The sequence below is a fragment of the Butyrivibrio sp. MC2013 genome (assembly GCF_000424585.1).
Lineage (GTDB): Bacteria > Bacillota > Clostridia > Lachnospirales > Lachnospiraceae > Butyrivibrio.
Genome location: NZ_KE384212.1, coordinates 54051 through 65731 on the forward strand (window position 1 = coordinate 54051; position 11681 = coordinate 65731).

Annotated in this window: 12 protein-coding genes; 10 read left to right on the forward strand and 2 right to left on the reverse strand. The window is 45.3% G+C overall.

The window, feature by feature from the left end:
• The first annotated feature begins 101 nt into the window (after window positions 1–101).
• Genes G636_RS0116365 through rpsA form a run of 4 tightly spaced genes read left to right on the forward strand, consistent with a single transcriptional unit; the run spans window position 102 to window position 4062 of the window.
• Window positions 102–1388: an NAD(P)/FAD-dependent oxidoreductase gene (locus G636_RS0116365; protein ID WP_026508940.1), complete on the forward strand. Its 1287-nt coding sequence runs from the start codon at window positions 102–104 to the stop codon at window positions 1386–1388.
• Complete coding sequence (gene cmk, locus G636_RS0116370; RefSeq protein WP_026508941.1) at window positions 1378–2046, forward strand: (d)CMP kinase; 669 nt, start codon at window positions 1378–1380, stop codon at window positions 2044–2046. The genes G636_RS0116365 and cmk overlap by 11 nt, the downstream gene beginning before the upstream one ends.
• Before the next feature lie 47 nt (window positions 2047–2093).
• Window positions 2094–2948, forward strand: a complete 855-nt coding sequence (locus G636_RS0116375) for a 4-hydroxy-3-methylbut-2-enyl diphosphate reductase (protein WP_026508942.1) — start codon at window positions 2094–2096, stop codon at window positions 2946–2948.
• Window positions 2923–4062, forward strand: coding sequence for a 30S ribosomal protein S1 (gene rpsA, locus G636_RS0116380; RefSeq protein WP_035779957.1), 1140 nt, complete (start codon window positions 2923–2925; stop codon window positions 4060–4062). The genes G636_RS0116375 and rpsA overlap by 26 nt, the downstream gene beginning before the upstream one ends.
• A gap of 72 nt (window positions 4063–4134) precedes the next feature.
• On the opposite strand, the gene G636_RS0116385 is transcribed toward rpsA, so the two are convergent.
• Together G636_RS0116385 and G636_RS0116390 are read right to left on the reverse strand one after the other, a co-directional pair.
• Window positions 4135–4920 carry a CheR family methyltransferase gene (locus G636_RS0116385; RefSeq protein WP_026508944.1) on the reverse strand — a complete coding sequence of 262 codons (786 nt, stop codon included), beginning with the start codon at window positions 4918–4920 and terminating at the stop codon, window positions 4135–4137.
• A 178-nt stretch (window positions 4921–5098) separates the two neighbouring features.
• Window positions 5099–6277, reverse strand: coding sequence for a ribonuclease H-like domain-containing protein (locus G636_RS0116390; protein WP_026508945.1), 1179 nt, complete (start codon window positions 6275–6277; stop codon window positions 5099–5101).
• A gap of 256 nt (window positions 6278–6533) precedes the next feature.
• On the opposite strand from G636_RS0116390, the gene rsxC reads away from it, so the two are divergent.
• From rsxC to G636_RS0116420, 6 genes are read left to right on the forward strand one after another with little or no spacing between them, the layout of a single operon-like run.
• Complete coding sequence (rsxC, locus tag G636_RS0116395) at window positions 6534–7853, forward strand: electron transport complex subunit RsxC (RefSeq protein ID WP_026508946.1); 1320 nt, start codon at window positions 6534–6536, stop codon at window positions 7851–7853.
• Between the two features lie 13 nt (window positions 7854–7866).
• Window positions 7867–8814, forward strand: coding sequence for an RnfABCDGE type electron transport complex subunit D (locus G636_RS19070; RefSeq protein WP_035779961.1), 948 nt, complete (start codon window positions 7867–7869; stop codon window positions 8812–8814).
• Window positions 8811–9473, forward strand: a complete 663-nt coding sequence (locus G636_RS0116405) for an FMN-binding protein (protein ID WP_242826995.1) — start codon at window positions 8811–8813, stop codon at window positions 9471–9473. The genes G636_RS19070 and G636_RS0116405 overlap by 4 nt, the downstream gene beginning before the upstream one ends.
• Window positions 9474–9478: 5 nt before the next feature.
• Window positions 9479–10237, forward strand: coding sequence for an electron transport complex subunit RsxE (gene rsxE / locus G636_RS19075; protein ID WP_051227100.1), 759 nt, complete (start codon window positions 9479–9481; stop codon window positions 10235–10237).
• The gene (locus G636_RS0116415) at window positions 10234–10818 is read left to right on the forward strand and encodes an RnfABCDGE type electron transport complex subunit A (RefSeq protein WP_026508948.1); all 585 of its coding nucleotides are present in this window, start codon (window positions 10234–10236) and stop codon (window positions 10816–10818) included. Before rsxE ends, G636_RS0116415 begins: the two co-directional genes overlap by 4 nt.
• A gap of 14 nt (window positions 10819–10832) precedes the next feature.
• Window positions 10833–11630, forward strand: a complete 798-nt coding sequence (locus G636_RS0116420) for an RnfABCDGE type electron transport complex subunit B (RefSeq protein WP_035779963.1) — start codon at window positions 10833–10835, stop codon at window positions 11628–11630.
• The last annotated feature ends 51 nt before the right edge of the window (window positions 11631–11681 follow it).

Here is an 11681-nt window from a genome sequence, read left to right on the forward strand (position 1 = left end):
CCCCGTACCCGTAGAACTGCGTCAGCAGTGATTTTATAACGAGCAAAAAGCGAAGCGTTTGCGAGTTTAACCGCAAAGGCATATACATATAAAGGAACGATATGAAAGAGATAGCTGTGATCGGTGCAGGTGCTGCCGGGATGATGGCTGCAATAGCAGCTGCCGCAAAAGGTGCCCATGTTACCATCTATGAGAAAAATGATAAAGCCGGCAAAAAGATATATATAACGGGCAAAGGACGCTGCAATGTCACTAACGTGGCTGAAAACAGCGAGTTTTTTGCCAATGTTTGCCGCAATCCCAAATTTCTCTACAGCAGTATCTATTCCTTTGATCATGATATGGTCATGGACTTCTTTGAACAGAACGGATGCCCTTTGAAGGTGGAAAGAGGGGGCAGAGTCTTTCCTGTTTCCGATCATTCCTCGGATATAATAGCGGCTCTCCTTAGAGTCTGTAAGAAGAAGGGTGTAAAGATCCGTTACAATTGCAAGGTCACATCTGTGGAATATACTGATGATGCAGTGACAGGCATTGTGATAGTCGGCAAAGAGAAAGCCTCCTGCGATAGTGTGATAGTCTGCTGTGGAGGAATGTCTTATCCATCTACTGGATCCACAGGAGATGGCTACAGATTCGCCAGAGAAGCAGGACATAGTCTTAATAAGGCCTGTCCAAGTCTGGTCCCTTTTGAAGTTAGAGAGAAATGGCCTCTGGCTCTTCAGGGTCTGTCTCTTAAAAATGTGGGACTTAAGATGTACAAGAACATTGCTCCTGAAGTCGGGGACAAAGCTGCCAAGGGCTCAAAAAAGAAAAAAGCAGTATATGAAGGCTTTGGCGAAATGCTCTTTACCCATTTTGGTATTAGCGGTCCCCTTATATTGTCTGCAAGTACAGCCTATGAAGAGGGGTGCGAATATATACTCCATCTGGATCTGAAGCCGGCTCTTAGTCATGAGATGCTGGACAAGAGAATAATAAGGGACTTTGAAGATGGCAGGAGAAAGGAATTCAGAAATGTACTGGGAGGACTGTTCCCCAGTAAACTGATCCCTGTGATCATAGAACTGTCAGAGATCAACCCTGATAAGAAAGTAAGTGAGATAGACAAGGCTGAGCGAACAAGACTTGTAAATATAACCAAGGACTTGACCATGACTGTGACAGGGACCAGAGGCTTTAATGAAGCTATTATCACCAGAGGCGGCGTCAAGGTGTCTGAGATAGATCCTTCTACCATGGAATCCAGATTCCGTAAGGGCCTGTATTTTGCAGGGGAAGTGATAGACACAGATGCGGTCACAGGAGGATTTAATCTCCAGATAGCCTGGTCTACAGGGTATCTGGCAGGTATCAGTGCAGCAGAAAGGACGGAATATGAGTCATAATATAGCAATAGACGGACCTGCAGGTGCAGGTAAGAGTACCATAGCAAGGATAGTATCAGATAAGCTGGGCTTTATCTATGTAGATACCGGTGCAATGTACAGAGCTATGGCATTATATATGATCAGAGAAGGTGTAGACCCTGCGGATGAGCAAATGGTTGCCCGAAAGGCTCTGGAGCCTGATATTACTATCAGACATGAAGATGGAGTACAGGTGGTGATCCTCAACGGAGAAAATGTAAATGATCTGATCAGGACTGCCCAGGTAAGTGACATGGCCAGCAAGACATCTCTTGTAGGCGATCTGAGAAAGCAGTTGGTGAGCCTGCAGCAGAAGCTGGCTGCAGATGCTGATGTAGTCATGGATGGCAGGGATATTGGTACAGTGGTCCTTCCCGGTGCGGATCTGAAAATATACCTGGATGCATCTGTTCATGTAAGGGCGCTTCGAAGATATAATGAGATGCTTGAAAAGGGCGAAGAAGCTGTTCTTGAAGATATCGAAAAGGATATCGAAGAGAGGGACTACCGTGATATGAACAGGCAGGAATCCCCTCTTAGAAAGGCCAAAGGTGCTGTGCTTGTGGACAGCTCTGACATGACCATTGAGGAAGTGGCTGATACTATTATCAGCGAATATCAAAAGACATTGAAATGAAGATGTGAAGCTGTTTTATAGGCGGCTTTGATGATCGGAGGCATTTTATGGAGATCAGACTGGCCAAACATGCCGGATTCTGCTTTGGAGTAAAGAAGGCGGTTGATACGGTATACGAACAGATAGAAAGCGGAGAGAAGATATATACCTTTGGTCCTATTATACATAATGATGAAGTTATAAGGGATATGGAGTCCAAAGGAGTATCCGTTATAAATGATATAGCCGAGCTGGAGAAGATAACTGAGGGCAGAGTGATCATCAGAGCACACGGCGTTCCCAGACAGGTAGAAGACAAGATACGTAACATGGGAGTACAGTATATTGATGCAACCTGTCCCTTTGTCAAAAGGATACATAAGATAGTCAGTGAAGAATCTGCTGCAGGTAAGGGGATACTCATCACAGGCAATCCTCTTCATCCTGAGGTAAAGGGCATAGTTTCCTGGTGCAGCGGGCCTGTTTACGTTATAGAATCCAGAGAAGAAGCCTCTAATACTGACTTTCCAAAGGACATGGAGCTGACTTTGGTGTCCCAGACTACATTTAATCATAAAAAATTTGATGATATAGTTGAAATTTTGCGCAGTAGAGGCTACAATATAAATATTGTGAACACTATCTGTAATGCTACCAATGAGAGGCAGACGGAGGCAGAGGAAATAGCAGAGGCTGCCGACGTTATGATAGTGATAGGGGGAACGAGCAGCTCCAATACCCGCAAACTCTATGAAATCTGCAAGAGTAAGTGCGAAAATACATATTTCGTACAGACAGCTGAAGATCTGCCTCAGGAATATCCTGAGGATACAGATATAGTGGGAATTACCGCCGGGGCATCCACCCCCAAGAATATTATTGAGGAGGTTCAGACACATGTCAGAACAGGAACAGACATTTGAGCAGATGCTCAACGAGTCATTCAGGACAATTCATACGGGGGAGGTCGTTGAAGGTACAATAATCGATGTTAAACCTGATGAAGCTATCCTCAACATAGGTTATAAGTCCGACGGTATCCTTTCCAGGAATGAATACAGCAATGACAACAGCATCGATCTTACAACCAAGCTGAATGTTGGCGACAAGATGGATGTTAAGGTCCTTAAGACCAATGATGCAGACGGACAGGTTATCCTCTCTTACAAGAGACTGGCACTTGACCGTGGCAACAAGAGAATTGAGGAAGCGTTCAATAACAAAGAGACGCTTACCGCTAAGGTCGTACAGGTTCTGGAAGGCGGACTTGTAGTAGTTGTTGAGGAAGTAAGGATCTTCATCCCTGCAAGCCTTGTATCAGATACTTATGAGAAGGATCTGACAAAGTACCAGGATCAGGAAATTCAGTTCGTTGTAACTGAGTACAATCCTCGCAGAAGAAGATATATCGGTAACCGCCGTATGCTTATCTCCGCCGAGAAGGCAGAGAAGGCTAAGGAGCTCTTTGATAAGATCCAGGTCGGCGATATTGTAGATGGTATTGTTAAGAACGTTACAGATTTCGGTGCATTCATCGATCTGGGCGGCGCTGATGGACTCCTTCACATCTCTGAGATGAGCTGGGGCCGTGTAGAGAATCCCAAGAAGGTATTCAAGGTTGGCGATTCCGTTAAGGTTCTTATCAAGGCTGTTGATGGTCGTAAGATCGCTCTTTCCAGAAAGTTCGAAGATGGCAACCCTTGGAAGGACGCAGCTGAGAAGTATGCAGTAGGCAATGTTGTAACAGGTAAGGTTGCTCGTATGACTGACTTTGGCGCATTCGTAGAGCTTGAGGCCGGCATTGATGCACTGCTTCACGTATCACAGATCTCCAAGGATCACGTTGATAAGCCCTCTGATGTACTGAAGGTTGGCGATGAAGTAACTGCTAAGATTGTTGATTTCAACGAAGCAGATCACAAGATCAGCCTTTCCGTAAAGGCTATGCTCGCTCCTGAGAAGAAGGAAGAAGAGGACGGAGATGTTGTATCAGTAGATATTGATCAGGTTATAGCTGAGGAAGGCTCCGAAGAGTAATTATTTAGAGATAATATTAAGGCAGGTTCCTTATGGGACCTGCCTTTTTTCGTAATAAGAATGATACGGATATTATCCTTTGGGCTTCTCGTAATAGAAAGAGTTCTTACGTACATAGCCCATATCCTTGTAATTGATGATCTGTTCTGTGGCTCCGATGAAGAGGATGCCTCCGGGGGCCAGGGCTTCATAGTATTTACGGAAGGTTTCATCCTTGGCTTCCTCTGTGAAGTAGATGAGCACGTTTCTGCATACGATCAGGTGATAATCCTTGGGATAAGGGTCTCTTAAGAGATCTGCCTTCTTAAAGGTAACACGGCTCTTGATCTCATTGGAGATGGATACTGTACCATCAGGATTGGTGGTGAAATACTTTTGCTTCAGATCAGCAGGCACACCTGCTATTTCCTTGGCCTGATAGACACCATTCTTGGCCTTTGCTATAGCTACTGTATCAAGATCTGTTGCCAGGATGTTGATCTGATTAAGGGGCATATGGCGTGATAGGAGCATTACTATAGTGTAAGGCTCGTCACCTGTAGAGCAGGCTGCACTCCAGATCTTGAGGTTCTTTCCGAATTTATCTATAAGCTCAGGAACCATTTCCTTGTCCATGAGGGACCACTGATCCGGATTTCTGAAGAATTCCGATACATTGATAGTCAGATAGTTGACGAATGTACCAAGGACATCCTTATCTTTTTTTAGCATGTCAGCAAATACTTCATAGCCTTTGACATCGTACTTTGTAATAAGGGTATCAATACGCCTTTTCATCTGCTTTTCTTTATAGGCGTTCAGATCGATCTTAGTCAGGTCAAATACTGCCTTTTTAAACCACTCATAATCGTAATTCATTACCTGATCCTCCGTAGACTGAAGTTGAAAATCAAATGATAAAGTTCGCTATTAATCTATCGGAGAAAATATGGATTAAACTTATGATTATTTGTTAGTTTGTTCCCAAAAACATGTAAATTGGACTTCATAGGGATAACGGGATCAAAAAAAGCAGCGCAGGTAGGGTTTTTGATCCTTATGAAAAGAGATAGGACATGATATGGCAGGCATAGAGGCTCATGGCGCTGCGGCTCTTCTTCATGGCATCTGTGAGTTCGAAATACAGATCCCTGGACTCGTAATCTTTTTTGAAGAAGGGAGTAAATACCAGGTCCCATTCAGGCAGGAACTCTCCCGGCTTTCTGGTATAACAGTTTTTGGCTGTTGCACGCTCTCTGTGGGATCTGTCCACAAATTCGGCTACGGATTTGTGAAGAGCCTGATCCTCCAGCGGCAGATAGTAGTAATTCTTGTAATCAGAATAGAAGTATTTAAGTTCTCCGCAGTAAATAGGAATGCGCAGTGTGCCGCGGCCCTGCTCGCTCCTGAAGAATATCTCTCCCTTTCTGCATCTGAAATCCGAAGGCAAAGTCATGGGCAGATTGATTCCCAGCATGAGCTCTCTTTGCTCGCTACCGTTTATATCCTTGTAATTATTGGCCCATGCCTTGACTACCCGCAGAGGAAGAGGTCCAATATCTTCTGCCGGAGCATCGCTTGTAAGGCTGATTGTGGGATAGGATAAAATACAGTCAAAGAAATCTTTGTAAATACTGATCTGTGAAAGAGGAAACATGCCGCGAACATCGTCTGCGTTGTGTAGAAGAAGGAGGCTAAGGAGTTCTTTGGAATTGTTTGCACGGTATTTTTTGTATACGTCTATCAGTTCCTTTCCGCTGTAGATATCCTGTCTCTTTATCCCCAGAAAGCTTTCGATGCTCTTTTGCTTGCAGTCTGTGAGGGAGAGTGCGTTCTTAAAGGGCAGTATGACCTTGTACAGGTCTACGCTTTCCATGTCCAAAGGAAATGTCTCGTCAGAAGGGATGCCAAGGGCTGAGGCTCTTGCCTTTATAAATGGAATGTCAAAGCGGTTGCCATTGAAATGGACCAGGCTTTTATAGCCTTTGCATAGTTCAAAAAAAGATCTCAGGAGCATGGGTTCATCTGCATTTTTCTCTGCAAAAAACTGGATAAGTTCCCAGCTGCCGCCATTATAATAGGCAGCTCCGATGAGATAGATGGTGCAGTTTCTTGGTGAAAGACCTGTCGTCTCGATATCAAAGAAGAGAATGTTTTCTTTATTATCTATTCTTTCTATATATGGATCATATACTGATGATATATCAGCTGAAATGGCCTCGTTTACCTTTTTCATATACTCCCTCCGGGTCTTGTATGCCAGCGCCTGTTTGCAGTCTGTTACTTATGGATAAAGCTTATGTACACATGATATCACAAAAGTGGAATTTCTCCGCGTGTTGACGTAAAATATATATGTGTGTATTCTGTTAAAAGCGCATTTATTTATCAAGGCATTAAAGCGCTAAAGTTTCAAAATGTGTCCTGGCTTTTCGGGACATTTATTATCCTATATTCAATATCAATACATTAAAAGGAAAGAGGGGTAGGAAATGGCAACATCTACGTTCAGAGGAGGCGTCCATCCTTATGAGGGCAAGGAACTCACGATGGATAAGCCAATCAGGACTGTTCTGCCAAAAGGGGATCTTGTATATCCGGTTTCCCAGCACATCGGTGCTCCTGCAGAGCCTATTGTGGCTGTGGGGGATCGTGTCCTTACCGGGCAGAAAATCGCAGAAGCAAAAGGATTTGTTTCTTCGCCAATCTATGCTACTGTTTCAGGAACTGTCAAGGCTATTGAGCCCAGAAGACTGGCAACAGGCGGCATGTGCAACAGTATCATAGTTGAAAATGACGGCCTTTATGAGGAAGTGGCAAAACCTGAAATAAGGCCCTGGAAGGATATGACCAGCGAGGAGATAATCGCTGCTGTTAAGGAGGCCGGAGTCGTTGGCATGGGCGGCGCAGGCTTTCCTACACATGTCAAGCTCTCACCCAAAGAGCCTGACAAGATAGAATACGTGATTGCTAACTGTTCAGAGTGTGAGCCATACCTTACCTCTGATTACCGCAGGATGATCGAAGAGCCTGAGCTCGTTGTGGGAGGCCTCAAGATCGCTGTATCACTCTTCCCTAAGGCAAGAGGAATACTGGCTGTGGAGAATAATAAGCCTCAGGCTATAGAGAAGCTCAGAGAACTGGTCAAGGATGAGCCGGGACTTGAAGTCAAGGTGCTTCAGACCAAATATCCTCAGGGCGCTGAGCGTATGCTCATCTATGCCTGCACAGGTCGTGAGATCAATTCCTCCATGCTCCCCGCAGATGCAGGCTGCATAGTGGATAACACTGATACACTCTGTGCTATTTACAGGGCTGTTACAGAGGGGCGCCCGCTCATGGAGAGGATAGTCACCATAACAGGTGATGCCGTAAGTGATCCTTGTAATTACAAGGTCAGGATTGGTACCAATTACAAGGAACTCTTGGAAGATGCAGGTGGTTTTAAAACAGAGCCTGCTAAGATCATATCCGGCGGTCCTATGATGGGATTTGCGGTTTGGGATACAGATGTTCCTACTACCAAGACTGCATCTGCTCTGACTTGCCTGACAAAAGATGCTGTATCTGCGATGGAGCCCAGTGCCTGCATTAATTGCGGCAGATGTGTCAGTGCTTGTCCTGAGCATCTCATTCCTAAGAATCTTGCTGATGCTGTTACAAACGGACAGACGGAGAGATTCCTGGCAGAGTATGGCATGGAATGCTGTGAGTGCGGATGTTGCAGCTATATCTGTCCGGCACACAGACACCTGACCCAGCTGATCAAAGGCATGAGAAAGATCCAGTTGGCGCAGAGAAAAAAGAAATGATTAGGGGGATAAAATGGCTGAATTAAGAAATGTGTCATCCAATCCGCATGTAAGAGCCGCAGATACCACAAAGAGCATCATGCTCTGGGTCATTATGGGTCTGTGTGTTCCTGCAGCCTTTGGAGTATATAATTTTGGCCTTAGAGCGCTTATTATCATGATCTTGTCTATAGTAAGCTGCGTATGTTCTGAGGCTGTATATGAGAAGCTGATGCACCAGAAGATCACTGTTTCTGATCTGTCTGCAGTGGTCACAGGACTCCTTTTGGGCATGAATATGCCTGCGACAATACCTTACTGGGTACCTGTTATGGGCGGTATATTTGCCATAGTTGTAGTCAAGATGCTCTTTGGAGGTCTTGGACAGAACTTTATGAATCCTGCTCTTGGTGCAAGATGCTTTTTGGTAATATCTTTTCCCAAACTTATGACAGCATATGCTACTGATACATATTCCGGAGCTACACCTCTTGCAGCGCTTAAGGCGGGAGAGAGTGTAAACGTAATGGATATGATCATAGGAAGGACAGGCGGCGTAATAGGTGAGACATCTATGATCGCTATAGTGCTTGGTGCTTGTATCATGATCCTGGCAGGTGTCATCGATCTTAGGATCCCCGGATCATATATCGTGACCTTTGCTATTATGACAGTGCTTATAGGCGGCAAGGGCTTTTATCCTCCATATCTGTCAGCTCAGCTGGCAGGCGGCGGACTGATGCTGGGAGCCTTCTTTATGGCTACTGATTATGTATCCAGTCCCATTACACCTAAGGGAAAATACATATTTGGTATTATTCTGGGACTTTTGACTGCAATATTCAGATTTGCAGGTTCTGGTGTTGAGGGCGTATCCTATGCCATCATCATAGGCAATCTTATGGTACCGCTAATCGAGAGATGGACACTTCCCAGAGCATTTGGTATCAGTCGTAAATCTAAAAAGGAGGGAGCAGCATGAGTACAAACAGTGCGGCAGCCGGAAGAAATGAAGGCGCTGAGATGATAAAGAATGCGCTTATCCTCTTTGTGATCACCCTGATAGCAGGTATCCTGCTTGGAATGGTCTACCAGGTTACCAAAGAGCCTATCGCGCAGCAGGAAGCATTAAAAGTAGAAAATGCCAATAAGGCAGTATTTGCAGAGGCAGCGTCCTTTGGTGAAGAATCAGTTCTTGATGAAGCCGAGAAAGACAGGCTGCTGTTGTCTGATGAGGAATTCTCCGGCGTAAACATTGATTCTGTTCTTGAAGCCTATGATGCTTCAGGTGCCCTGGAAGGATATGTAATGCAGATCACATCCAAGGGATACGGAGATGAAATAGTATTTAGTATGGGCGTGGATCTTGAAGGGGAGCTGAATGGAATTTCCCTGATCAGCATCAATGAGACTCCCGGACTGGGAATGAACGCCGAGAAGGTACTGGTACCCCAGTATAGCGAGGAAGGTCTTGCGGCCAGCCCTGATTACAGCATCGTGAAGGATGGAAGTGGTAAGGCTAATGCCTCTGATACTGCGATCGAAGCTATCTCAGGAGCTACCATTACATCCAAGGCAGTCAACAGAGGCGTTAATGCTGGCCTTTTGTACTATTCTGAAATACTGAAAGGAGGCCACTGATCATTATGGATAACAGAAGAAAAGGTGCTCTGGGACTGGCGGCAGACACTCCCCTTGAGCGATTTTTTAACGGTGTGATCACTGAGAATCCTACTACAGTATTGGTACTGGGTATGTGTCCCACACTGGCGGTTACTACCTCCGCTATCAACGGTCTGTCCATGGGCCTTGCCACTACCTTTGTTTTGGCCTTGTCCAACCTTGTAATATCACTGCTTAGAAAGGTGATACCTGATACAGTCAGGATCCCCTCATTTATAGTAGTCATCGCATCATTTGTTACATTGGTACAGCTCCTTATGGCGGCATATCTGCCGGATCTGAATGAAGCACTTGGTGTGTATATACCTCTTATCGTTGTTAACTGTATCATCTTTGGCCGTGCGGAATCCTACGCAAGCAAGCATGGCGCTGTTCCCGCATTTTTTGATGGTATCGGTATGGGACTGGGCTTTACTATGTCTATCACCATCATCGGTCTTGTGCGTGAGCTTATAGGTGCAGGTACAGTTTTTGGCATCCAGCTTCTGGGCGAAGATACCATAGTTGGAGGTGCGGTAGGTTCTGTACTTGCGCTGTATACACCTGTTAGTATCTTTGTACTTCAGGCGGGAGCTTTCCTGGTGCTGGGCACTCTTATGGCTCTTATGAACCGTATCAGGAGAAAACAGGAAGAAAAGGGCAAAGATGTATCAAAGTATAAGAGCGGCGGCTGCATGAATGTAGATCCTGTGCTGCCCGGCGAAAAGGAGGGAGATAAATGAGTACCATAAGCGGACTTTTGGGAATACTTATCATGTCTTCCCTTATCAATAATGTTGTATTATCCCAGTTCCTGGGTCTGTGTCCTTTCCTGGGCGTATCCAAAAAGGTGGATTCCGCAGTTGGAATGGGCGGAGCTATAGTCTTTGTCATTACACTGGCTTCTGCAGTTTGCGGACTTCTCTATAAGTTCATACTGCTGCCACTTGATCTGACATATCTTAATACTATAGTTTTCATACTGATAATAGCTATGCTTGTTCAGTTTGTGGAAATGTTCCTTAAGAAGTTTGTTAAGCCTCTATATGAGTCGCTGGGTGTATATCTTCCCCTTATCACAACCAACTGTGCTGTTCTTGGTGTGGCTCTTTTGAATGTATCAGATGAGTACAATATCATTCAGGGAATAGTTAACGGCTTTGCTACAGCAGTGGGCTTTACTATTTCCATAACCATACTTGCAGGCATCAGAGAGAAGATCGCATATAACGATATTCCTGAATCCTGGAAGGGAACACCTATAGTTGTGATCACAGCAGGACTTATGGCGATCGCATTTACCGGATTTTCGGTACTGCGCTGAAAAGGAGATAAAATATGCTGAGCGGAATATTATTCGCTGTGCTTGTAGTGGCAGGCTGTGGAATAATGATCGGACTGATCCTGGGTTATGCCAATATCAAGCTACACGTTGACGTTGATGAAAAAGAGGCTGCAATACTGGGAGTGCTTCCGGGGAATAACTGCGGCGGATGTGGATATCCCGGATGCTCAGGCTGTGCTGCGGCAATTGCCAAAGGAGAAGCTGCTGTTAACCAGTGTCCTGTAGGCGGAGCTGCTGTTGCGGCAGAAATATCAGAGATCATGGGAGTGGAAGCTGAGAGTGCCGGCAGGATGGTAGCTTACGTGCACTGCGGCGGTGACTGTGAAAAAGCGCAGCAGCAGTATGATTACTCAGGAGCAGAGGACTGCAGAGTGATAGATCAGCTTCCGGGGCAGGGCCCCAAGACCTGTACCTACGGATGCCTGGGCGGCGGAAGCTGCGTATCTGTATGTCAGTTTGATGCCATACATATCCAAAACGGTATAGCAGTTGTGGACAAGGAAAACTGCAAGGCCTGCAAGAAGTGCATGGAGATCTGCCCTCGTCATCTTATTGATCTGGTACCTTATGAAGCTGTTGTTTCTGTTAGATGTAAGTCACAAGATCCTGGGCAGAAGGTTAATAAGTATTGTACAAGCGGCTGTATCGCCTGTAGGATCTGTGAAAAGAACTGCCCCAGTGAAGCTATTAAGGTTGAAGGCAATGTGGCTGTGATCGATCAGGATAAGTGTACTCACTGCGGACTCTGCGCATCCAAGTGTCCGAAGAAAGCTATCGAGCTTATCGGATAATAGCTATCTTATACATTCTTGGATAAATAATCCAAGAATGTATGCAAATAG

What these genes read in the sequence shown, in the direction of transcription:
- G636_RS0116365 (WP_026508940.1), top strand. Translation starts at nt 102, where the DNA reads ATGAAAGAGATAGCTGTGATCGGTGCAGGTGCTGCCGGGATGATGGCT.
- cmk (WP_026508941.1), top strand. Translation starts at nt 1,378, where the DNA reads ATGAGTCATAATATAGCAATAGACGGACCTGCAGGTGCAGGTAAGAGT.
- G636_RS0116375 (WP_026508942.1), top strand. Translation starts at nt 2,094, where the DNA reads ATGGAGATCAGACTGGCCAAACATGCCGGATTCTGCTTTGGAGTAAAG.
- rpsA (WP_035779957.1), top strand. Translation starts at nt 2,923, where the DNA reads ATGTCAGAACAGGAACAGACATTTGAGCAGATGCTCAACGAGTCATTC.
- G636_RS0116385 (WP_026508944.1), bottom strand. Translation starts at nt 4,920, where the DNA reads ATGAATTACGATTATGAGTGGTTTAAAAAGGCAGTATTTGACCTGACT.
- G636_RS0116390 (WP_026508945.1), bottom strand. Translation starts at nt 6,277, where the DNA reads ATGAAAAAGGTAAACGAGGCCATTTCAGCTGATATATCATCAGTATAT.
- rsxC (WP_026508946.1), top strand. Translation starts at nt 6,534, where the DNA reads ATGGCAACATCTACGTTCAGAGGAGGCGTCCATCCTTATGAGGGCAAG.
- G636_RS19070 (WP_035779961.1), top strand. Translation starts at nt 7,867, where the DNA reads ATGGCTGAATTAAGAAATGTGTCATCCAATCCGCATGTAAGAGCCGCA.
- G636_RS0116405 (WP_242826995.1), top strand. Translation starts at nt 8,811, where the DNA reads ATGAGTACAAACAGTGCGGCAGCCGGAAGAAATGAAGGCGCTGAGATG.
- rsxE (WP_051227100.1), top strand. Translation starts at nt 9,479, where the DNA reads ATGGATAACAGAAGAAAAGGTGCTCTGGGACTGGCGGCAGACACTCCC.
- G636_RS0116415 (WP_026508948.1), top strand. Translation starts at nt 10,234, where the DNA reads ATGAGTACCATAAGCGGACTTTTGGGAATACTTATCATGTCTTCCCTT.
- G636_RS0116420 (WP_035779963.1), top strand. Translation starts at nt 10,833, where the DNA reads ATGCTGAGCGGAATATTATTCGCTGTGCTTGTAGTGGCAGGCTGTGGA.